The organism is Sphingobacterium gobiense (assembly GCF_002980575.1).
In the GTDB taxonomy this organism is placed as follows: domain Bacteria; phylum Bacteroidota; class Bacteroidia; order Sphingobacteriales; family Sphingobacteriaceae; genus Sphingobacterium; species Sphingobacterium gobiense.
In genome coordinates, this window is the sequence record NZ_PVBS01000003.1 from 213,140 (window position 1) to 237,669 (window position 24,530).

Here is a 24,530-nt window from a genome sequence, read left to right on the forward strand (position 1 = left end):
GAGAACAAAATACTGTCTGAGCGGAGCGAGTTTATTTTGTTTAGGAATAGACGAAGAAAATAGCAGAACTATATTCAGTCTTGATCTTTTATTTCTTTTCCATCAAGGGAAAAGAAAGACAAGGATGTTCGTTGACGAACAACAACTGTTCGATAGCGGACACGTGATCTCTTTTATGTATTCTATTGTGTTATATTATAGGCTTTTATGTTTTTGGCACGTGCTATGGAAAGAATAGTAAAATACATGGTGAATGAAGAATTTTGTTATCCTTATTGTCATTTTTACAATCAGCTATAGTACTATTGCGGTGGGACAAACTCCGGCCCGTTTGTCTCTTGGCGAATGTGTGCGGTTGGCGGTGGAGCATAATCCAACCTTGAAGCAAACTGAATTGAACCTATATCGGAATGAGGTAAATTATAAGCAAGCGCGCTATAATCGATTACCATCTTTAGAAGGAAATATAGAACATGGATATAATGAAGGACGAAGTGTGAACGCCACGACCAATCAGTTTGTGAACACGAGTTTCTTCTCCGGAGGACAGTCACTTTATCTCAGTGCGCCGATATTTAACGGATTTCAAATTTTGCATGACATCCGGCGCAGGGCTAGTGCTAGGGAAGCGGGAAAGTTTGAATTTGAAGGTGCCGTGAATGAATTGAAGCTGGATGTTATAGAAGCCTATGTGTTGGTGTTAACGGCGCAGGATATGTTGCTGCAGGCAGAGGGGCAATTGGCCGTAACACGAGAAAATGTAGACCGGATGGAAATTATGCAACGGGAGGGAGCCGCTGATCCGGGAGATTTCTACGACTTAAAGGGACAATTGCGTACTGATCAGAATATGTTGGAAACAAACAAGCAGGTGTTGTACGATCGGCGACTGCGTTTAGCCGGTTTATTGAATAGGACTATTGATGAATTGCCAGAACTCGAACCATTACCATTCGCTATCGATCAAAAACGTTATTCCGGCCTCGAGCTGTATCATACCGCGATGGACGTCTTACCACAATTTAAGGCCTTGAATTGGCGCATCAAGGAAGCCCAACAACAAATCAAAGTGGCAAAATCCGATTATTACCCATCATTATCGCTAGCTGCTTCTATCCAGTCTCGTTTTTCCAGTATTGATGAATCGGGGTTTAATTATGGGCAACAATTCAGAAACTATCCTGCAAAAGGCGTTTCGCTGAATTTACGCATTCCGATTTTTAGTAAGATGCGGATAAGGACACAAGTAAAACTGGCGAAATTAGACTTGGATGAGGTGAAATGGGAACAAGAAATTCAAGAAAACGCATTACGGGAAGAAACTGCCAAAGCGGTGTTTAGCATGAAAACACTTCGGGAGAATGTAAATAACCTGCGTGAACAAGAGCAAAGTTATCAAGAAGCTTTCCGCATTGCGCAAGTACATTTTGATGCCGGAAATAGTAACTCTGTGATTTTTTTGACAGCGAAAAACAAATTGGACAACACCCGAAATGCATTGGTGATTAAGCAGTACGAGTGGATAATGCAAAAATATATCAATGATTATTACGCAGGAACATTAAGTTTGTAACTTAGAAAAAGATTACCTTAGTTTGTGATGAAAAAAGCCGCTATTTTAGTAGTTGATGATGACCAGGATTTGCTAACAGCCGTTCGCATCTTGTTAAGACCCAAAGTAAAGCAGATCATAGTCGAGCCCAATCCTGAAAATATTTTCCGTACGCTGGAGCGGAATGCCATTGATATGGTATTGCTGGATATGAATTTTAAAAGTGCCATCAATACGGGTAACGAGGGCTTGTTTTGGCTGGGGAAAATCAAAAGCCAATATCCGCATATCAAGGTGATCATGATTACGGCCTATGGCGCGGTCGACCTTGCCGTACGTTCGCTCAAACAGGGAGCATCTGATTTTATCGTAAAGCCATGGCAGAACGAGCAGCTATTGCAGACGTTGACGGCCGCTTTTGAGGAAGCAAAACAAACAAAAGGACGAGACAAAACACCCACCCAAGTCCATCGCCAAGAAGATGATTTGATAGGCCGCTCGGCAATTATGGAAGACCTCCAGTATAAAATAGATAAAGTCGCACCGACAGAAGCAAATATTTTAATATTAGGCGAGAACGGGACAGGAAAAGACTTGATTGCGCAGGCTTTACATCGGCGTTCCTTGCGGGCAAAGCAAACGTATATTAAAGTGGATGTAGGGGCCTTGACCGAAACACTTTTCGAAAGTGAACTGTTTGGGCATAAGAGAGGTGCTTTCACAGATGCGAGAGAAGACAGACAGGGGCGTTTTGAGGCAGCAAACGGTGGTACTTTGTTTTTGGACGAAATAGGCAATATCAGCCTACAGCAACAAGCAAAACTATTGAGCGTTCTGCAAAACCGTCAAGTCGTGCCGTTAGGCTCTTATCAACCTGTTGCGGTGGACATCCGATTGTTGAGTGCGACTAATGTACCTTTAAAAGCGCTGGCTGATGAAAGCAGGTTTCGTAAAGATTTGGTATATCGTATCAATACGGTAGAGATACAGGTGCCGCCGTTACGGGAAAGAGGGGAGGATATTGTGCTATTGGCAAATCACTTTCTAGACTTCTACAACCGGAAGTATCATAAGCATATGGAGGGCTTTGAAAGCGATGCTATCCAAAAATTAAAGGCCTATCATTTCCCAGGTAACGTTCGTGAACTTCAATACAGTATAGAACGTGCCGTTATTATGGCGGAGCAAAAAAGTATACGGGATAGCGACATTTTGTTTTCTCCTATCGAGCAGGCGATGCAGGAGAATAGTAAGCTGGGCGAACCCGCTTATGCCAATCAGAGTCTGGAAGAAATGGAACGTCATGCTGTTCAATCCGCAATCGAACGTTATAATGGCAATATCAGCAAAGCAGCACGCGAGCTGGGATTAACAAGGGCTGCGTTGTATCGGCGGATGGAGAAATATAACATTTGATAAATGGGGCGATTGCGGGATTTTTTCTTTTGGAAAATACTATTATTACTATCGGCTGCGGTGGGAATAGCCTATCTATGCTTTCTAAAATGGTATTTACTTGCAGTGGTAAGTTTTGTTGGACTTTTCCTGCTCGCTTTTCGATGGTTCGGCAAACAGCGTAAATTAGTCGGGGAAGTACTTGATTTTTCCGAGGCGGTGCGCTACCGGGATTTTACGCGACGGTTCGTCATCAAGCATCCAAAATCCACCGAGGGAAGACTGTTTGCGGCGTTCAACAACATTAACGAGGTGTATAAGCGTATCAGTATGGACAAGGAAATTCAGCATCAGTATCTCAATAAGGTTCTCAATATGCTGGATTCCGCTATTATCTTTTACCAGGAAGATACCGGAAAAGTGATGTGGATCAATGAGGCGTTCAAACAGCTCTTTCGAACGCCTCACGTCGGAAATATCCGTGGTTTGACAAAACGCCAACCTGAGTTGTATGAGAAAACAATTCACTTGAAACTTGGAAAGCAACAAGTGGAATCGATAAGCTTCGCGATGGGGAAGGTTAAACTACTCATGCATGGTTCCACGTTTTCAACGCAAGAAGGGACATTTCGCATTGTTGTTTACCAAAATATCAGCGAAGCAATAGACGAGACGGAAACCAAAGCTTGGCATAAACTACTTCGCGTGTTGACGCATGAAATTATGAATTCCATAGCGCCGATCAGCTCGTTGGCAGAGACGTTGCACGCTCGCTTAGAGCAGGGATATGAGGAAGAAGATATAGAAGATATTAAACTTGGCATTTATACAATAAAGCGGCGCAGTGAGGGGCTTTTGCAATTTGCTAAGAGTTATCGGTTAATTAATAAGGTAGATCAGCCCAATTTTGTAGATATACAATTAAAGATGCTCTTCGAGAATATCTACCAGTTACTGGAACCTACGCTACTACAAAAAAACATTGATTTGGATATCATTTTGAAGGATACGCGTTTAGTTCTCCGGGCAGATATTAACTTAGTGGAACAAGCTCTGATTAATCTGCTACTTAACGCAATGGAAGCGGTCAAAGATTGCGCTGAGCCTTATATTAGTATAGCGGGGCTGAAAAGAGACGACCACCTGTTTATCAAAATCCAAGATAATGGGCGAGGGATGTCTCCCGATATTCAGGAGCAGATATTTACGCCGTTTTTCACGACCAAGAAATCGGGCAGTGGAGTAGGGTTGACGCTCAGCAAGCAAATTATGCTCCTGCATAAAGGAAACCTTTTTGTGGAAAGTGAAGAAGGGAAAGGGAGCACATTTTCGTTGCAGTTTTTATCCTAAAATTGTGTCGTTAATCACAATGTGTATCAAAAATATACTGATGTGTGTAGCATGCACAATATGAATACCGTTTCTATGACAAACATTTAAATTATTATATTAAGCTTGAATAATGAAGAGAAGACTAATCGTTCCGTTTCTTAATGCGTCGTTTTTGTCTTTGCTATCCTGCAGTAGCACAGATCCTACACCTCCCCAACCGATCATTGACCCTATTGCCTATGTAGAGTTTGCGTGTCCGCAAGAAGATAATATTTACAAAATATGGCCAGACACTATTCTTCTCAATAACAAAGGCGAGTTTTATGGAAAGCTGGAAGAAAATATCTTTGAGTTAAAATATGAATATGCTGAATTTGTACTGGGTACATGTGAAGGAAAGCTGGATTTGAGAAATAAAGCAATTAATAGCCCGCTCGCTTGGTCAGTAAAAGCAGATGCGGGCGGAAAAAGCGAGAATATTCCAACACGGTCTGGCGTTCTTTACATCAAAGAAGTTTTATTACAACAAGATATCGATCGAATTTTGAAATTTAAAGGAGAGGAGGAAGTTGATTTTAAAGTTGCTTTGTTGAACTTTAACCGGGATACGATACAGTCCAGTACTATTAAACTTATCTACAAACCGGATTTCAAAAAAGAAGAATAGTCGCTAGCTCTTAATTACTACCTTTGTAACATGCGTTACTACTGGGATCTGATACGACATTTTTTTATCGCCAATAGCCGACACGGTACGCATTCGCCGTTTGTTTACGATCTGGCAGTAAACGCAGTTTATGCGGTTTCATCTGTGTATACGCACCATGTCAATGTCCCCCTAGGTCTTAAGCCGCGTTATAAAAAATTGTTGTTACGTATCTTGGAACGTATGGAGAAGAAGGAGGTTGCTTATTTTCAAAAAGCGACAGATGCCGATGTGCTTTGGGTAGATTTGAAAGAAACATCAATGCCAGTTCCGAATATCATCGAAGCTGTTCGTCAAGGAAAGGTGATCATTGTACACGAGCCTTTCCAAACTATCAAAACGAAACGACTATGGCAACAACTAGTGCAAAGTAAGGACGTCGTGGTATCTATTAACCTATTCCACTTTGGTCTGTTGATGTATCGTAAAGAACAGCAAAAGGAAAATTTTAGGTTACGCTATCCGTTTTGGAGATGAGCGATAAACATGCAAATATCGGATTATTCGGTGATAGATAGCAGTCTATCTCTTAAAAGTAAACAAGCGCCTATTGCGGCAAACTTCTCTCCATGGGTAGAAAGAACAATTTTGGTATCCTTATTAACGACAGATAAAGAATATTTATTTATGGAGTTTTTGAGGGGAAGGCTTAAATATTCCTCTGATTTAGCAAGGATACCGCCTATAATAATTAATTCGGGGTTGAATATATTAATGAGCGCAGCCATGCCGCGGCCTAGTTTTTCACCTATTTCGTTAATAGCCTCAATAGCGAGTGTATCGTCTTTTTTTGCAGCCTGCATGATATCGTTAAGCCGGACATCTTCAATAGAACTGAATTTTTTTGTCAGAATACTGGTGGCTCCGTTTTGGATTGCTTCTATAATCTTCTTGCGTAAAGCGTGTCCAGAAGCCTCTGTCTCCAAACAACCTTTTTTTCCGCACCGGCAGATAATGTCGTTGTCAAAAATGGGAATGTGACCAAACTCGCCTGAAAAACCAGATTTTCCATAATAAAGTTGTTTGTTGATCATAATCCCCAAACCTATCCCATTATCGACGTTGATGAATAAGGCGTCTTTTTCGTTACTCAAGCCCCCGTTTGTGAATTCACCGTACGACAGCGCTTTGGTGTCATTTTCAAGGAACGTATGTATGCCGAGTTGCTGCTCGAAAAAGTTAGACAACGGATCCTCGTAAAAATTAAAATAACTATAGGAATAGCCTGTCCGATAATTTATCCTTCCAGACAAATTAACGCCAATACCTAATATCTTCTCTTGTTTGATAGCAATCTTCGTGATAAAATCTTTTATCTCTTTACATAAATGTTGAAGAGACCGTTCGTTGTTCTCCAGTAAAAATGGGATTTCATCTTTATGGGCGACCAACTCCTTTTTCATGTTGATCATGGCGATAGAGATATAATCATCGCTTACCTGAACACCGATAAAAAAAGCGGAATTCGCCTCTAGCCCGTAATTGTTGGGCTTTCTTCCTACATTGGACGTTTGTTTGCCATAATCTTTGACCAGTTTCTCTTCTATCAGTTCGTTAATCGATTCATTGATTTTCGGAATGCTGACGTTAAACGCTTTGCTTAATTCAGCAATAGTGCCTAATTCATGTGTCGCAAAATAAGCCAATATCTTCTTCTTTAGTTGGACGTTCTTATACGCCACACCGCTGATATTAGCATTATGTAAATCTTTCAGAAAACTCGAGCTCATCTTGTTAATAAAACTTTATTCAATTAACAAGCTAAGTTAGAAAAAAACTCTCTAATAACGTGATATTAGTCTGGAGTCATTTTTTGTAGGTGACTAATTATTAAAAAAATTTAATAATATATTTGAATTGTCTAATTTTTTTAATAATATTGAGCGTTTGGAATTTTCTAAACATGAAACCTTAACAAATTATATATCCTTCAATATACTGTGAGAAATACCAATAAAAAAACTATCCATCCTATATACTGGATCCCGGCCACGTGGTTTGCTATGGGCCTACCATTTGTTGCGCTATCAGGAGCGAGTTCCATCATGTATAAGAATCTCGGAGTATCAGATACGCAGATTGCGTTCTGGACGTCTATTATTATGCTTCCGTGGACGTTAAAACCATTGTGGGGACCATTTTTAGAGATGTATAAAACCAAGAAATTCTTTGTATTCATCACGCAGATGTTTACAGGCGTGCTATTTGGCTTGGTTGGACTAACTTTACAACTCGATCATTTTTTTAGTTTTTCGATAGCTGTACTAACAATTATTGCTATTAGTGGCGCTACTCATGACACGGCTGCCGACGGGGTATATCTAAATGAACTGAATGCCAAGCTGCAGGCAAAGTATGTCGGCTGGCAAGGTGCCTTCTATAATATAGCTAAAGTCTTCTCGGGCGGAGCATTGGTGTATTTGGCAGGGCAGTTGGAAGAAGAATTAGGCATACGGAACGCCTGGATGATCGTCATGTTTGTCTATGGTATAATCATGTTGATACTGGGCGTGTATAATATGCGTGTATTACCTTCTACACAACGGGCGGCGAACACAAGTTCGTTAAAAGCGGGATTCGTTACGTTAAAGGACGTCATCATCACTTTCTTTCAAAAGAAGAATATAGTATATAGCTTATGTTTTATTGTGTTATATCGCTTCGCCGAAGGACAGGCTATCAAGATTATCCCGTTGTTTTTTAAAGCGCCCCGCGCCGAGGGAGGACTGGAGCTGAGCACTTCTCAAATTGGGCTGCTATATGGGGTGTTTGGCTCCATAGCATTTGTGCTGGGATCTATCGTGGCAGGCCATTACGTGTCTAATAAGGGACTCACCCGGAAGACATTGATGATGCTGTGCGCAGCCTTTAATTTGCCCTTTGCAGCTTACGCATTTTTAGCCATAGGTATGCCGACAAGCCTTTTAACGATCGGGGCTGCTGTGGTCACAGAATATTTTGGGTATGGTTTTGGTTTCGTGGGACTCATCCTATTTATGATGCAGCATATTGCACCTGGCCCCTATAAGATGGCACACTATGCCTTTGGAAGTGGCTTGATGAACTTAGGCTTTATGATCCCTTCGATGGTCAGCGGACTATTAAGTGATTATTTGGGTTATAAAGAATTTTTTATCTGGGTGTTAATCGCAACTATTCCGGCTTTCGTAGTGACCTGGTTAGTGCCACTGGAAAAGGTGGATGCCGATAGTAGTTTGTGAATAAATAAAATAAATACACCAGTATTATTAAAATATATTAAAAATATATTGTTTATTTAAAATTTTATTTCTTATTTCGTGTATCAGAAACCTAGCACCTTATGATCAAGATACGTTACATAGCGCTTTTGTCAGTTTTCTTATGGTTATGGATCGCGCAGTTATCCGCGCAAACAAAGACAGATGTTATTGTTGTTGGTGGAGGAGCTAGTGGTACTATGGCCGCAATTCAAGCTGCTCGTTTGGGGGCCAACGTGACCGTAATCGAAGAGACGATTTGGTTAGGAGGCATGTTGACATCGGCGGGGGTGTCGGCGATAGACGGTAACCATAAGCTGCCATCAGGTCTTTGGGGCGAATTTCGTCAACATTTATATGATTATTACGGCGGACCGAAAGCCGTGGAAACGGGTTGGGTGAGCAATACACTATTCGAGCCCGCTATAGGTAATGACATTCTCCATAGGATGGTTAGTGCAGAGAAAGGCATCCAAGTATTGTTTGAGACCTCCTGGAGCGACGTGCGAAAAACAAACGGTAACTGGTTCGTGGAAATTAAATCTAAAGCTGGCAAGAGATCCACTGTCCAAGGAAAAGTTCTTATCGATGCAACGGAATTAGGTGATGTCTTCGCTTTTTTGAACGTGCCTTACTATTTGGGGATGGACAGTAAATCGCTGACTGGAGAGCCTTTTGCCTTGGATGAAGCAAATGATATCGTACAGGATTTGACCTATGTCATCACACTCAAAGATTTTGGCAAAGGAACAGACAAAACGATAAAGAAACCAAAAAACTACAACAAAGAAGAGTTTGCCGGCTGCTGCGATGTATCTGATCCGGCTACATTTAATAAAGACAATAACGATTGTTTCAAGATGTTGACCTACGGTCGGTTGCCTAACAACAAGTTCATGATCAACTGGCCCAAGAAAGGAAATGATATTTATCTGAACATTGTTAAAAAAACACCAGCGGAACGCATTAAACTATTGGACGAAGCCAAACAGATGACCCTGCGGTTCGTTTATTACATCCAATCGGAACTAGGGTTTAAAAACTTAGGAATAGCCTATGATGAATATCCTACAAAGGATGGTTTCCCGATGATACCATATCACCGTGAATCACGGCGATTGCAGGCTAAATCTCTATTTTCATTACAGCACCTGATTACACCCTTTGATACGCCGGAAGCATATTATCGCACTGGTGTAGTTGTAGGTGATTATACGATCGATCATCATCATTATAAATATGGTAATGCGCCGGAAATCGATTTCGTCAAAATTCGCGTTCCGTCTTATAATGTCCCTATGGGATCGCTGATACCAAGAGATTATGAGGGATTAATTGTAGCGGAAAAAAGTATCGGTGTGAGCAATATTGTGAACGGCGCTACCCGTCTACAGCCGGTTGTCCTGGGTATTGGACAGGCCGCCGGTGTAATTGCGGCAATCTCAGTCGAAAAAGGAATAGCACCATCGCAGGTAGGGATCCGCGACGTTCAATCAACCCTGTTAGACCATAAAGCCTATATCATGCCCTATATCGATGTGCCTGCGTCAGATCCGCATTTCAAGATACTGCACAAGGTGGGAGCTACGGGTGTATTAAAAGGTGTGGGAATTCCGTTTAAATGGGCTAACCAAACTTGGTTTTATCCGGAGCGTGAAATCAGCGAATACGAACTTCTGGTTGGTTTAAGGGATTATTTTCCACAGTTGGAGAACAACTGGACGGCTTCGGGAGAATCCTTAACTATAAAAGGTTATCAGGAGATTGCGAAATCTATAAACAAAGAGATTTCCATTACTGATGTGAAGCAGACGCTATCCGGTGTGGGATATCCGGGAAAGGTGCATTCCGATACGAAGCTAAGCCGTCGGTGGACGTCTGTTTTGTTGAATGCTCACCTGCAATTGTTTGAAAGAGATATCGATTTTGAAGGAAACATCATTTAATACTATATTAATAATTTTTTTAAACCCCAAATTATGAGACATTTAAACTTCATAAAACCCTATTTATTTAGGATAAGTTGTTTGCTTTTCATGCTTGTACAGGTGATAGCCGTCCAGGGGCAGTCGCCCGTAAGTGGAATTGTGCTAGACGATCAAAAGACCCCCCTCACGGGCGTTACGGTAAAGACGAGAGGAGGGGCGCAGGTTGTCTCGACCGATGAGAAAGGCGCATTCGAGCTAAGCGTAGAAAAGTATCCTGTTGTGCTGGAGCTTAGCTACATTGGGTACGAAACGACCTCGGTATCCGTATCATCCAATCAACCTATTACGGTAACGATGACTTCCGGTGGATCAAAATTGGATGAGGTAGTGGTCGTAGCTTACGGCACGCAAAAAAGACGAAACATCGTAGGTTCTGTTGCGCAGATAGGAGGAGAAGAACTCAGCAAAGCACCTTCGATGAACATAACGAACTCTTTGGCAGGACGAGTACCTGGGTTAACCACATTACAGCAGTCCGGTCGCCCCGGGGCGGATGACGCGACACTACGGATTAGAGGTGTTTCGACTTACGGCAATGCTGCACCCCTAATTATTATTGACGGCGTGGAACGGGCGTCGTTCAGTTATTTGGATCCGACAGAAATAGAGAGCTTAAGTTTCTTGAAAGACGCTATATCGACGGCTCCTTATGGTGTGCGAGGTTCCAACGGAATCATTATGATTACCACAAAAAAAGGACAGCAAGGCAAGCCTAAATTCGCTTATAATGCGGGGGTTAATATCGGACAGAATACACGTTTTCCTGAGTTCTTGAATGGTCCAGATTATATGGAATGGTACAACAAAGGAGTCGAGGTAGATAATGATTATCTTATCCACACCGGCTCGAGCGCACAGCCCATCTTGTATGACCCCGCTTTGATTGAAGCAGTACGCAACGGTACCAATACGAATCCTTTATTTGGTGATACAGATTGGATCGGGATGTTGGTTGGTAGAAACAGCGTGTCCCAAAACCATAGTTTGACCATGAACGGCGGAACGGAGCGCCTAAGTTATTTCGGTGCCGTGTCGCATATGCATCAAGATGGAGTTGTAGAAAACACCAACTTTAAACGTTATAACGTGCGTTCCAATGTAGAGGCTAAAATTAATGAATATATAACGGCTGGAATTAATATCGGACTCCGCCAGGAACTGACGAATACACCGGGTATTGCACCGGACAATACTGCTTATATGAATCCGTTTTACCAAGCGGTCCGTATGTTGCCCAACATGCCGATGTATGCCGAAAATGGATTGCCCGTTAGTTATAATTCAAATGCAGGATGGGTAAACCCGATAGCGGCTGTCCAAAACTCGGGATACCAAAAATGGACTAGGAATATACTAGAAGGGACAGCAAATATCAATGTTAAGGTGCCTGGCGTACCTGGTCTGGAGGCACGCGTTATTACGTCCTTCGATTGGACGGGCCGGTCTACAAAGGGGTGGTTAACGCCTTATGAGACGATGGGTCGTGTACGCGAACAGGTAACGGGAGATTTTACTCATCTAGCCACGTTGCCTGGCATCACTAAGAATTCCGTCAGGCAAAGTTATCAGAATACTCAGCGCAAAACGTTCCAACCAGCGATACAATATAATAAGGTGTTCGGAGAGGATCATGCTGTAGGACTTTTAGCTGTATACGATTATTCTCGGTTAGAAGGATTTATCTTTTCGGCAGGAGCGAGTAACCTACCCATAGACATCATCCAGGATATTGATTTTGGAAGTGCGGAAGATGACGACCGTATCGCGCCTACCGGAGGTACAAACACACCGGAGTCCAAAGCAGGTTATGTTTTCCGTGGCACGTATGGATACAAAGACCGTTATTTATTAGAAGTTGCTTCTCGCTGGGATGCGTCTGTCTGGTTTGCTCCGCATAACCGCTGGGACATTTTCCCAAGTGTCGGATTGGGGTGGATTGCCAGTGATGAGCAGTTTTTTAAGGATAATGTCTCGTTTATTGATTTCTTAAAAATCAAAGGGTCTTACGGTAAAACAGGTAACGATCAGGTCGGTAATGCGCGGTTCGCATATCTAGCTACGTTGTCGTTAAATGATCGTCCCGTCGTCGTGATGGATGGACAACCCGTCAAAGCACTTTATACCAATGCGATAGCAAATCCCGACGTCAGATGGGAAACAACGTACACCCGAAGTGTCGGATTTGAGTCCATATTCATGAACGGAAAATTTGGGTTGGATTTTGAGTGGTATTACAAGCTCACAAAGGATATACTGGGACAGGTGGGTAACTTATATCCGCCGTCTGTCGGAGGTTATTTTCCGGCTATAGCAAATATTGGAGAAGCGGATAACCGTGGTTTTGATGCACAGTTACGCTATAACGAACGTTTTGGCGATTTTCAGTTACGGTTGACGGGAAATATCAACTGGGCACGCAACCGTTACCTAAAATTAAATGAGGGTGATAATATTCCGTCTTGGCAAAGCTTGATTGGAAAGCCGATCGGTACGAAGATCGGTTTCGTAGTAGACGGTATGGTACAAAGCTGGGAGGAGGCGGCAGATACGCCGTCCCCATCGGGCGGTATTGTAGCTCCTGGTTTCTTCAAATATCGTGACTTAAACGGTGACGGCCGTATCACCAGAAATGATGATATGACCTATATCGGTCGGTCAAATTTGCCAGAATTAATGTATGGATTGAATATCGATTTGGCATATAAAGGATTTGATTTTTCTGCCCTATTGCAGGGTGCTGGATTATCTAGCGTTAATTTAGCGGGTACTTATGAAGGATCAAGTGGTACCAGCGGAGTTGATGACAATACGCCATTTACACGCACATTCTATGGTTATGGAAACTCACCCTACTTTTTAGTCGAAAATGCGTGGAGACCGGATAATCCAGATGCTGAGTTTCCAAGACTGACCGCCTATAAAGCACAGTTGTCGGCTCACAACGCTCATAAAAACTCCGGGTGGGAGCGTAAAGGTGATTATTTAAGGTTGAAATCTGTGCAGATAGGGTATACCTTGCCCCAAAGGTGGATTGCGGGCGCCAAATTACAGCAGGTACGTTTCTATGCAACCGGATCAAACTTAATGACGTTTGATTACCTGAAATACCTAGATCCTGAAATGCCAAACGTAAACAATGGGTTCTATCCTCAGCAGCGAATTTATGCTTTTGGTGTGAATGTTACCTTTTAAGGACTATTTAAAACCATGAGAACAATGAAAAAGATAAAAGAAATAAAAAGATGGATCGCTGGAGCTATGGTGCTGTCGACAGTCGTCGTATTCCAGGGGTGTAAAATCGATATACCTCTACAAGATCGATATACAGAAGAAGCTGTGTGGAATGATCCTAAGTCGGCAGAACTGTATGTAAGCGGATTATATGCGGAGTTTAAGAAATTTCAGTTCGGCTTGTTTCCGAATTTGGGTTACGATAACGCAACAGACGCATTGTCAGATATTATGAAATATACAGCTACGACAGCGGGAAACGGTACGGTGAATATCCTAGTGTCAAATGCTAACCAATTTAACGCAGGAAGCGTGGGGCTTAACTATTGGGGGGCAGGGTATGAGCGTATCCGACGGGTGAATGAATTTTTACATGGGTTGGAAACGAAATCAACGCTGAGTGATGAACAAAAATTGACGTATGAGGCTGAAGCCCGTTTCATTAGAGGTTACGTTTACTTTTGGTTAACGCGTATTCATGGTAGTGTTATCATCTATGAAAATCTAGAACAATACGCAACAAAAGATCACCCCCGTTCGAGTGAAGATGATTGTTGGAATTATATTGCGAACGATTTCGCCTTCGCCGCGGAACACCTGGATAAGACGAACCTAGATGGAAGAGCAACTAAGGGTGCTGCGTACGGTATGCTTGCCCGTACTTGGATTTATGCTGCATCTATAGCGGATAACGATCGCAAACGGTTTAATGACGATCCACTGACAGGGATTCCACAAGAAAAAGCTACTGCTTATTACAGTAATGCAATGGATGCGGCTAGTGCAGTAGTAGCACTAGCCAATGAGGGATTGTATGACCTGGATGCGAATTTTGCATCGATTTTTACAAATAAAAATACAAAAGAGGCGATTTTTAGGGTTGATTTTTCGGCACCGCTAATGCGGCATCAATATGATTTAGGATTTGCGCCTCCGGGAGATGCACCAGGGAATACATTGGTATATGGCGTTCCCACCGCGGAGCTAGTCGATGAATTTGAAATGGCAGATGGAACAAAATTCTCTTGGTCTAATTCTGTGCACAGTGTCGAACCGTATGAAAACAGAGAACCTAGATTTTACGCGACAGTGCTGTATCATGGAGCTAACTGGAAAGGAAGAACTTTAAACCTTTCTGAATCAAACTCCGAGGGTTTCATACCATACGGCTCTATGGGTGATCCGAAACGGACAGTTACCGGATATTACGCTAAAAAGATGCTCGATCCACAAAATACTGACTTCGTTGTCAATGGAAGTACGCAGAGTTGGGTTGAATTACGATACGCGGAAGTGTTGTTGATTTTAGCAGAAGCACAGACGGGCGTTAATCAGTTAACAGATGCCGTTTCGACCATCAATAAACTGCGTGGTGTCCGAGGGTTGCCTAACGCTTATGCGAATACTAAATCCGCTGTGATGGCATTGATAGAACATGAGCGTATGGTTGAACTGGCTTTCGAAGGGCACCGTTTCTGGGATCTAAGAAGGTGGCGGAAAGCACATACCGTACTAAATGGTGTCCAGTTTACGGGGCATAAATATACGGGATTTGATTACGAAGTTGTATCTGCAGATAATACAGACCGTAGCTTTATCGGTGCATTGTATTATCTGCCTATTCCCGAAGCGGAGGTACAACGAAACAATGCATTGGACCAAATAAAGGGATGGTAATACTTTAACCGAATAAGATGAAAAGATTTTATAAAACCTATATAGCGTTCTTAGTTTTTTTAGGTGCGTTATGTACAATCTCTTGTCAGAAAGTTGAATATAGAGAAAGATATGAATTGAATGAAATCAGCGATATATATGCTACGTATGAAGGGCAGGGTAGAGAACGTCTGTTTGAGGCAAGGATTGTCGACGATAAAATTTATCTGGACATAGACTATTATCATCCGATAGATTCGGATAATGAAGTAGATCTGTCGAAGGTATTGATTCGTGCGACTGTGCCATCGGACGCTCTCGTTTCACCATCGCTTAGTGATTTTTGGGATCTAACATCGCCAAAAGAGTTGACTGTTACATCAGGAAGCGGTGAAAAAAGGACATACACTGTTATTGCCAACAAACAAGGTAATACCGACGTTTCCAATGCTACCCTACGTTATAATGATGAAGGCGGCAACCCACAAGAGGTTCAGGCAATTATCATTGGCGACAGAATCAATTTCTCTTTGGTTCCGGGGACAGTTTTGAACGATGCTACGCTGTCCTATACAATCAATAGACATGCTTCTGGATCTCTTCCTAATGAAACCGATATAGATTTGGCAACGCCACAACCGTTTGTAGTAACAGCCCCTGGAAATGCGCAACGCGATTATACCATCCAAGTTATCGAGGCTGTCAAGTTGGCTAAAGGTATTCGTCCGGGCAGCGCCAAAATCATGTTTGCTAAAAGGTTACGACACGATTTGGGAATAACCGTTGATGATGTCACAGGAGGTATAGCGGCCACAGGCTCACATGTAGTGTTGAATACGAGAAATCAAAACAGTATATATATCGATGCATTTACCGGTGCGAAAGTAGGGGAAATTGATTTGGGGTCTATTCGAGGTGGTCTTCGAAATTTCTATACAACTGCGGATGATGCAGGAAATATCTTCGTATGTAATCTCGTTCCGAATGACGGGAATACATTCAATATATGGAAAATATCTTCGGTGACAGGCACGCCTCAGCCTTTTATCCAGTGGAATTCGGGAAGCACGTCGTTTGGACGGAAGTTCTCCATTATCGGGGATGTAAACACCAATGCGATCATTACAGTTCCTGTCGTCGGTGTTTTGTCAAGTAGTTTTGCGAAATGGCAGGTCGTAAACGGAAATCTCGTGTCTCAAACACCGGAGATGGTGTCGATTTCAGGATACTCTTGGAGTAATAATAATGTCGATGTTATTTATACTTCACCATCCGACATGCGCAGCGATTATTATGTTATTGGATATTCCAACAATCGCCTTACACGAGTTAACGGTTCTACGAATAGCATCATGGCGCAGCTGGACCAATTAGAAGCTAACTTTATCGCTAATTCAGTAGATTATATTGAATTTAACAATGCCAAATTCGTTGCCTACAACCATGTGAACGGTTTTGAGTGGGGGTCGGCTGACCAAGTGTTCTTAATTGATACGGAAGGAGGTTTCTCCGGGAACCCGTCGGCCAATACCACCCCGGGACTTATTTGGTCACCGGATAAAGGGAAATATGGAGCGAATGCGGCGCTCAGCGCGAAAAATGGAAATGGTACGGGAGACGTCGCTATGACTGTATCGGAGAATGGCTACTACTTATATCTATACTTTATGTTTACTAACGGATATGTGGTTGGTGTACAGTTTGATTGTGTGGATATAGAGTAACAACAGCGAGCATTAATTTTGGACCAGGCAATACGAGATTTCTCGTATTGCCCTTATAAAAATAGCGTATGAAGTATAAAATAATTGTCTTGGCAATCGTATTTTTTGCCCTGCACGCCTGTAAGAAAGACAGTGGATCGACTCCGGACCCGAAAGATCCTGATATCGAAAATCCTGACGAAGAAGAAAATAATAAGGAAGTATTGGTTTGGGTAGATGCAAACTCGAATGTGTTTGGAACTTATGGGAAATTTAGTCAAAAAGAGGGGATAATCGAGATACTGGATAAGTTGGAAGATGTTGGTGTGACGGGACTCGTTGTGGATGTTAAAGGGAGCTCAGGCTATACGATGTATTCAAGCAGCTATACCGGCGAAATGACAGAAAGGGATGGTAAGACACGGTTGAGTGACTATATCCCCTTTGTGATCGCTGAGGCGAAGAAAAGAAACTTTAAAGTTTATTTGTCCATGGTGACTTTCGTAGATGGCGACCGAAGAGGATTTGGATATGTTTTCGATAACCCAACGTACCGTAGCAAATATGAATCTATTGTTGTAAAGAATACTTCCGGCATTTTGGGACCCATTTCTGAAACGGGCAAAAACGTTTTTGTTAATCCTGCGGCACCCGAAGTACAGGAAAAGGCACTCAATATTATCAAAGAGATCGTAGGCAAGTTTGATCTGGACGGGATGATTCTCGACTATGGTCGATACACGGATATTACGGCTGATTTTTCTGAATTGAGCAAACAACAATTTATCTCTTTTTTAGAAACAAAGTATAACGATACCCAGGCAAAAAACATGAATTTCCCAACGGACATTGTTTCTTCTTGGAGAGAGAGCTCGAGCCAAATATTACCTTCTGCCACGGGTAAGTACTACAAACAATGGCTTATTTATCGTGCACAGGTAATAAAAGATTTTATGACAAAAGCTCGGGCTGTTGTAAAATCAATTAAACCTGACGTGGAATTCGGCGTATACGTTGGTGCATGGTATACAACATATTATCAGGTTGGTGTGAACTGGGCGAGTGAAGATTACGACCCTTTTCAAGATTTTGAAGTTCGTTTTGATTGGGCGTCACCCGGTTATGGGGCAACGGGTTATGCAGAAGAATTGGATATACTTATGACGGGTAATTATTTCACCCAAATCATGTTGGCTGATAATCCAGCAACAGCTGGGATGAAGTATCATTGGTGGAGTATTGAAGGATCTTTAAACGGAGCCAGCTATATTACAAAGAACAAGGTCCCGTTGTATGGTAGTATTGATGTGGGGAATGTCGCATATGCCAATAAAGGTGAGATAACAAAGGCTGTTCGCTATATTTTATCTAAAACCAAAGGTAAAATCATGTTGTTTGATGTCGTGCACATGTACGCACCTCAATACAATCAATTGAAAGAGCCTCTTTTTGATGCAATAAAAACAGGTATTGAAGATTAACTTATTTTTTATAAAACATGAAGCGTTTATTTAATTTTTTTCTTGCTGTTACGTTTTTCTTTTTTTCCTGTAATAATGTCGATAGTGCATCAGATGGAAATACAGATTATTTTGTTCATCGAAATATCCTATGGTTTGATGCAACGGCGAATTTTGATCGTTTTTGTGAGAAGGACTCCATTTTATTTTATCTTCAAAAATCTAAAGGGGTAGGTGTAACAGACATCGTAGTTGACGTAAAACCCATTACCGGTGAGGTCCTATATCCAAGTAAAATAGCTCCGGTGATGAGTTCTTGGGGAGAAAGTGAAACGGTTAAAGATACCACATGGGATATGCTGAGCTATTTTATAGAGGAGGGTCATAAACTCGGTCTGAAGGTACACGCTTCGGCAAATGTATTTGTCGCGGGACACAATTATTTTGATAGGGGTGTTGTATATGATGATCCATCAAAGGCTAGGTGGCAGACATTATCCTACCTGCCGGAAGGCATGACGTTGATTTCGGAGCAAAAAAACAAATATTCAACGATGCTGAACCCTGCATTACCGGAAGTACAGGAATACGAATTGTCTATTTTAAAAGAACTTGTCGGTATGTATCCTCGATTGGACGGTATAATTCTGGATCGTGTCCGTTTTGACAACTTGAACGCTGATTTTTCAGAACAAAGTAAACGGCTGTTCGAACAATATAGAGGAGAAAGTGTAGAAAATTTTCCAGCCGATATTTATACATTTCAGGGAACGGAACGACAAGATGGCCCGCTCTTTAAGGAATGGTTGGAATGGAGGGCTAAAGTCATTCATGATTTTATCTATAAAGCCAGGGGGGAATTAAAAGCCATTCATCCGGATATTATCTTCGGAGATTATACAGGGTCATGGTATCCACTTTATTTTGACGTCGGCGTAAATTTCGCGAGCAAAGAATATGATCCTAGCGAAGAATTTAATTGGGCTACTGTTAAGTATAGAGAATATGGTTATGCGGAAGCTTTAGATTTGTTTACGACGGGGAATTATTATTTTGAAGTAGAGAAATCCGAGTTGCTTACACAGGCTAACACGACCGAAAAGACATTGGAATCTGGATTGGTTGTGAAAAAAGAAGACTGGTATACGGTAGAAGGATCAACGGAGCTGGTCAAAAAAGTCACCATGGGAAAAATACCAGTATACGCAGGCTTATATGTAGAACAATATAAAGGTCACCCGGACCAATTTATAAAAGCACTGAAGATGTGTCGTCAGAAATCGCATGGCGCTATGATATTCGATATTGTGCATATTATTAATTATGGATGGTGGGATCAGGTTAAAGAGGGTTTGAACAATTAAATTACAACGAATGAAAGCAAGTGTATTATTATTTCTGTTATCCGTTTTTATATGGAATTGCCGGGCGCAAAGTAAATCCGAAGTTATTTCCGCAACCTTAAGCTCGGCTAAGCAGGGGGATGTTGTGATTTTAGAAGATTTCTTAACGACGGACTTTCCAAAGATTGCTTATGATAAAGCGGTTATGCCAGGTCCGCAATTTATGATATCCGATGACCCGGAGTATATTCGTATTCCCGAAGCTATTGTTATGCAGGAACGGACAGATGCAGGCGCGGTGCGGTTATATGTATATAACGTCAATGGTGTAAAGGAACCCGAGAAAATGCCCAGAAAAATATCCGCAGTAATAAAAAATCTCGGTGAGGAGAATATGCATTTGAGAATGCTCCGGTATTCTTCACAAAAGCCTAGTATGAATTACTTTCAGATTGGAAAACAAGGGTTGTACGACTATTTTTCGTCGCGTGAAACGAATAATGTCAGGACAATCAAGCCAGGGGAGGTGATCGCTATAGACGAGCGATTGGAAAAGCAGGTTATAATGTACGACGAGTTGGTGCACGGTTTCTATGAGTTTGTAATAGATCAGCCAGCATTGATTAGCGTGCTTCAAACATCACCTGATAAAGAAGGTCCTAAGGCATTCCATGAGATAGATACTATTATACCATTTAGTCATGTTAATGCTGGGAGGGGGATATTTCCGATAGCTAATTATAAGGTTACGAGTAAGGATACAATAGACACCAACGATGGCGTGTCGCAGCTTATCGTAGCTGATGGGAGCGATGATCCGTGGATTACAGGAACAATCGGAAAAAAAGCGGAGCTTGCACGAAACGTAGGGAATTATGGTGTGTTATACCATACAAGTATCAAATGGAAAAGCACAGGAGGAAAAGGTCTGGCTTTGATTACTTGGAACTGTAGATCGGAAGACAGCCAGTGGTGTGGCGGAATGGGTTTAACAATGGAGATGTTTGATGAGCATATGAAAAAGAGCGTTATTCAATATCCATCCAATCAATTGGTAACAAAAGCGGCGCCAGAAGCTATCTTGATTGGGATTTATAAGCCAGATCTGTCGAAAGATATTCAAGAGATAAATTTTACGTATTCACCTCCGGGGGCATCCTGCTTGCCAACTCCCTTGGTATTGGTTCCAATAGATTTATAGGCCGAATAGAAAGTTCAATGATCAAAAGAAACCATAGTATAGACTTATTGCGCGGGGTAGCAATTTTAGGAATGGTTTTGGCTGCGGTGATTCCATGGAGCTCAGCGTTTCCTGCATGGATGTATCACGCCCAGGTCGGACCGCCGGATTTTACGTTCAATCCAGATAACCCGGGTATTACATGGGTGGACCTTGTCTTTCCTTTTTTTCTATTTGCTATGGGAGCTGCTTTTCCGTTGGCATTGCGAAATAAACTGGTCAATAGGCAATATGGAGTAATTGCTTCAGGGCTGTTAAGGCGGGGAGTTTTGCTTGTGTTTTTTGCGATTACGTTGGCTTATCTTACTCCGGAAAACCTAACAGGGCCTAAATGGTTAAATTACGCGACCTCCTTGCTCACCTTTGTTGCTTTTTTCCTTGTATTCATGCGCTTTGAAGGAAGGGAGCTAAGAAGGTATGGCTTGCAGCTGTTGGGTTTTCTGATAATAGGATTATTGGTATGGTATCATAGCGAAATACTCGGGAACACATTTGATAGATTCAAAAGTAATATCATCATCCTGGTGTTGGCCAATATGGCGATATTTGGGTCCGTATTTTGGTTGCTGACTTCCGAAAGTTTTCTGTTACGCATAGCTGTACTCATCGCTTTTATGGGAATATGGTTTACCAAAGACATTACGGGTAGCTGGACACAAGTGCTTTGGAACTTCCACCCTGATTTGCGGTGGTTCTATAGTTTGTCATTTTTGAAATACCTCTGCATTGTATTACCCGGTTCGATATTGGGTGATCTGTTGGTGCAGAATAAAGACGTGACTAATTACCGGTATACGAATTCTGAACGAGGAAACGCGAGATGGTTAGCTGTACTCGGTGTAACTTTTGTGGCTTTTCATGTGGTTACCTTGTATATGCGTCTGCTACAGCTCAATCTATGTGGGCATGTCATTTTTGGAATAGCTTTTTTTCTCTTTTTTACGAAAAACCATCAAGGGCAATTTGCATTCTACAAAACGTTGGTTAGTTGGGGATTTGTTTTGGCTTCCATAGCCTTATTCTTTGAGCCGTTGGATGGCGGGATCAAGAAAGACCCCTCGTCTTTTAGCTATTGGCTTTTAACAAGTGGGTTGGCTTTCATCTTTTATATTTTCTCTGATTATTTGACAAAGCGTTTTCCTGAAAATTTTGTGGTGTCTTCGATCGTTAAAAGTGGACAAAACCCAATGATTGCTTACTGCGTTTCCGCATTCTGCATTACACCCGTTTTAGGGCTATTGCATGTATTGCCGGCTATTGATTCATTGTCTGTAAGTAGCCCTTATTTAGGGTTAGTGAAGACTGGTATATATATGTTGTTGATGATTTTGCTAACGAACTATGCCACAAATAAGAAGTGGTTTTGGCGATCATAAATTTTTAGATAATAGTGATGATAAAAATTAGATTTATAGCCCTGCTTATTATGTCGGGAAGTTTACCAGCGTTAAAAGCGCAAGTAACCTCTGCAATTGATAGTAATTACATCTTTTCGGGTTATACCGAAAAATTGGCAGAATTCCGGAAGATGCCGGTTCTTCCAAATGCAATAGTATTTGTTGGGAATAGTCTTACCGACGCTGGTCGGTGGAACGATATTTTGCCGGAGTTGCCGGTATTGAACCGAGGTATTAGCGGGGATATTTCTTACGGTGTATTGGCCCGACTGGACGAAATAACCAGACATCAACCCGAGAAAGTATTTCTGATGATTGGCGTAAATGATCTAAAGCGGGGTATACCGACAACGCATATTATAGAAAATTATACCAGAATTGTACGTAAGGTGAAACAGCAATCACCCATAACGAGGGTCTATCTTCACAGTGTATTACCTGTTAATCCAGCTAAATTGATAGCGTCGTTCAAGGCAGTGAAAAACGATGATATCCAATTATTGAATGACGGCTTGAAACGTATTTCTCAGACTCAAAACGGTGTATACTTTGTTGACCTGCATACTATATTGGCCGATCGGCTGGGCAACCTTCGTGCTGAAATAACACCCGATGGTATACACTTGGAGGTAGCTGCGTATGTGGAACTGGTTGACTATCTGAAAAAAATAGAAGTGTTATAATGATGAAGAAAATCACCATAATATTGTCGGGAATGCTCGGAATCATGCACCTGCATGCGCAAGATAGTACTTATAATAATTGGTATTACGAAGGACGGGAAAAGTTGTATCAGGCATTGAAGGAGAAAGCGTACCATGTCATTTTCTTCGGGAATAGTATAACGGAGAGAGGCCCTTGGCAAGAATTGTTGGGACGTGAATACAAGGTCGGAAACCGAGGGATAGGAGGAGATAATACGTTTGGTATGAAGGCGCGTATTGCAGATGTCGTGGCGTCGAAACCAAAAAAGATATTCCTGATGATGGGGATCAATGATGTGGGGCGGGGCCTGCCTCTCGAATGGAGTTTGAGAAATTATGAAGCTATCATTAAGATCATTCAAAAAAAAAGTTCTGGGACACAAATATATCTCCAAAGCACGTTGCCTCTCAATGAAAAGATGCTGAAATATGATTATTTGTTTGGAAAGGAAAACTTAGTGAGAGATTTAAACGAGGGGATATTGGCTTTGGCAAAAAAGTATGATTTAATCTATGTTGATGTCAAAGAGGCTTTAGCTGATGGTTATGTATTGAAGACGGAATATACAACGGATGGCATTCATCTCAATACAGATGCCTACATCCGTTGGGTTGAGTATTTAAAAGAGAAACAATATTTATAGATGAAGATTACAGGTACTTTTTTAGATGAGATTAGTCATGATATACCGCATCAAAATTGGGGTAGAGAGGAGTGGGATCGTGATTTTGGATATATGAAGGCAATAGGGATTGATACGGTTATTATGATTCGTAGCGGATATCGACGATTCATTACCTATCCATCAGCATGGTTACAGGATAAAATGGGATGCTATGCGCCTCCAGTGGACTTGGTAGATATGTTTCTGCAATTGACCGAAAAGCACGGTATGAAATTCTTTTTTGGTCTTTACGATAGCGGTAAATATTGGGATACTGGAAATATGCAGTATGAAATAGATGTTAACCGCTTTGTAATCGACGAAGTGTGGCAGCGATATGGTCATTACGCGAGTTTCGGAGGTTGGTATCTGAGCATGGAGATCAGTCGTCAAACCAAGGGGGCGTCCAGTGCCTTTCGTATTTTAGGTGAACAATGCAAAGCAGTGAGCAACAATTTGCCTACATTTATTTCTCCTTGGATCGATGGTAAAAAAGCGGTAATGGCAGCGTCTTCTGGTCTTGTCAAAGCAGATTTCGTATCTATACAGGAGCATGAGAACGAATGGAATGACATATTTCATGAGATACATAATGTGATCGACGCGGTCGCGTTTCAGGATGGGCATATCGATTATCACGAACTAGATGATTTTTTTCTGGTCAACAAGAAACTAGCCGACAAATATAATATGCAGTGTTGGACTAATGCCGAATCTTTTGATCGGGATATGCCAATTAAGTTTTTGCCGATTAAATTCGAGAAACTTCGTTTGAAACTGGAAGCCGCAAGAAAAGCCGGATATGATAAGGCGATTACATTTGAGTTTTCTCATTTTATGAGTCCTCAGTCCGCCTATTTACAAGCAGGACATTTATACAATAGGTATAAGGAATATTTAGAAACATTGAAATAATTAG

Annotated in this window: 18 protein-coding genes; 17 read left to right on the forward strand and 1 reads right to left on the reverse strand. The window is 41.7% G+C overall.

The features are described from left to right. Positions 1-253 precede the first annotated feature (253 nt). The 5 genes from C5749_RS15960 (at position 254) to C5749_RS15980 (ending at position 5,462) form a co-directional block, all read left to right on the forward strand. Positions 254-1,573 (forward strand): TolC family protein, encoded by a 1,320-nt coding sequence (locus C5749_RS15960; protein ID WP_105727227.1) that lies wholly within the window; start codon positions 254-256, stop codon positions 1,571-1,573. A gap of 27 nt (positions 1,574-1,600) precedes the next feature. Next, the gene (locus tag C5749_RS15965; RefSeq protein ID WP_105727228.1) at positions 1,601-2,968 is read left to right on the forward strand and encodes a sigma-54-dependent transcriptional regulator; all 1,368 of its coding nucleotides are present in this window, start codon (positions 1,601-1,603) and stop codon (positions 2,966-2,968) included. 3 nt (positions 2,969-2,971) lie between these two features. Next, on the forward strand, positions 2,972-4,297 hold the full coding sequence (locus C5749_RS15970; RefSeq protein ID WP_105727229.1) for a sensor histidine kinase: 1,326 nt from the start codon (positions 2,972-2,974) through the stop codon (positions 4,295-4,297). A 112-nt stretch (positions 4,298-4,409) separates the two neighbouring features. Beyond that, complete coding sequence (locus tag C5749_RS15975; RefSeq protein WP_105727230.1) at positions 4,410-4,946, forward strand: hypothetical protein; 537 nt, start codon at positions 4,410-4,412, stop codon at positions 4,944-4,946. Positions 4,947-4,976: 30 nt separating this feature from the next. Continuing rightward, positions 4,977-5,462 (forward strand): hypothetical protein, encoded by a 486-nt coding sequence (locus C5749_RS15980; protein ID WP_105727231.1) that lies wholly within the window; start codon positions 4,977-4,979, stop codon positions 5,460-5,462. A gap of 23 nt (positions 5,463-5,485) precedes the next feature. Here the strand turns inward: C5749_RS15980 and C5749_RS15985 are convergent, their stop codons facing one another. After that, positions 5,486-6,715, reverse strand: a complete 1,230-nt coding sequence (locus C5749_RS15985; RefSeq protein ID WP_105727232.1) for an ROK family transcriptional regulator — start codon at positions 6,713-6,715, stop codon at positions 5,486-5,488. Between the two features lie 210 nt (positions 6,716-6,925). Here C5749_RS15985 and C5749_RS15990 point away from each other — a divergent pair, with 210 nt between their 5' ends. The 12 genes from C5749_RS15990 (at position 6,926) to C5749_RS16045 (ending at position 24,526) form a co-directional block, all read left to right on the forward strand. Beyond that, positions 6,926-8,206, forward strand: coding sequence for an MFS transporter (locus C5749_RS15990; protein ID WP_245893813.1), 1,281 nt, complete (start codon positions 6,926-6,928; stop codon positions 8,204-8,206). Positions 8,207-8,307: 101 nt separating this feature from the next. After that, positions 8,308-10,170, forward strand: coding sequence for an FAD-dependent oxidoreductase (locus C5749_RS15995; RefSeq protein ID WP_181151488.1), 1,863 nt, complete (start codon positions 8,308-8,310; stop codon positions 10,168-10,170). Between the two features lie 33 nt (positions 10,171-10,203). Beyond that, positions 10,204-13,404, forward strand: coding sequence for a SusC/RagA family TonB-linked outer membrane protein (locus C5749_RS16000; RefSeq protein ID WP_105727234.1), 3,201 nt, complete (start codon positions 10,204-10,206; stop codon positions 13,402-13,404). Positions 13,405-13,428: 24 nt separating this feature from the next. Continuing rightward, positions 13,429-15,120 carry a RagB/SusD family nutrient uptake outer membrane protein gene (locus tag C5749_RS16005; RefSeq protein WP_181151490.1) on the forward strand — a complete coding sequence of 564 codons (1,692 nt, stop codon included), beginning with the start codon at positions 13,429-13,431 and terminating at the stop codon, positions 15,118-15,120. 17 nt (positions 15,121-15,137) lie between these two features. Next, positions 15,138-16,823 carry a DUF5018 domain-containing protein gene (locus C5749_RS16010; protein WP_105727236.1) on the forward strand — a complete coding sequence of 562 codons (1,686 nt, stop codon included), beginning with the start codon at positions 15,138-15,140 and terminating at the stop codon, positions 16,821-16,823. Between the two features lie 68 nt (positions 16,824-16,891). Then, on the forward strand, positions 16,892-18,283 hold the full coding sequence (locus C5749_RS16015; protein WP_105727237.1) for a family 10 glycosylhydrolase: 1,392 nt from the start codon (positions 16,892-16,894) through the stop codon (positions 18,281-18,283). 17 nt (positions 18,284-18,300) lie between these two features. Beyond that, positions 18,301-19,626, forward strand: a complete 1,326-nt coding sequence (locus C5749_RS16020) for an alpha amylase family protein (protein WP_105727238.1) — start codon at positions 18,301-18,303, stop codon at positions 19,624-19,626. Positions 19,627-19,636: 10 nt separating this feature from the next. Beyond that, the gene (locus C5749_RS16025) at positions 19,637-20,806 is read left to right on the forward strand and encodes a copper amine oxidase (RefSeq protein WP_105727239.1); all 1,170 of its coding nucleotides are present in this window, start codon (positions 19,637-19,639) and stop codon (positions 20,804-20,806) included. A gap of 17 nt (positions 20,807-20,823) precedes the next feature. Then, the gene (locus C5749_RS16030; protein ID WP_105727240.1) at positions 20,824-22,221 is read left to right on the forward strand and encodes a DUF5009 domain-containing protein; all 1,398 of its coding nucleotides are present in this window, start codon (positions 20,824-20,826) and stop codon (positions 22,219-22,221) included. A gap of 17 nt (positions 22,222-22,238) precedes the next feature. After that, on the forward strand, positions 22,239-22,925 hold the full coding sequence (locus C5749_RS16035; protein WP_105727241.1) for a GDSL-type esterase/lipase family protein: 687 nt from the start codon (positions 22,239-22,241) through the stop codon (positions 22,923-22,925). Next, positions 22,925-23,590: a GDSL-type esterase/lipase family protein gene (locus C5749_RS16040; RefSeq protein ID WP_105727242.1), complete on the forward strand. Its 666-nt coding sequence runs from the start codon at positions 22,925-22,927 to the stop codon at positions 23,588-23,590. The genes C5749_RS16035 and C5749_RS16040 overlap by 1 nt, the downstream gene beginning before the upstream one ends. Continuing rightward, positions 23,591-24,526: a DUF4434 domain-containing protein gene (locus C5749_RS16045; protein WP_105727243.1), complete on the forward strand. Its 936-nt coding sequence runs from the start codon at positions 23,591-23,593 to the stop codon at positions 24,524-24,526. It begins immediately after the preceding gene. Positions 24,527-24,530: the final 4 nt, after the last annotated feature.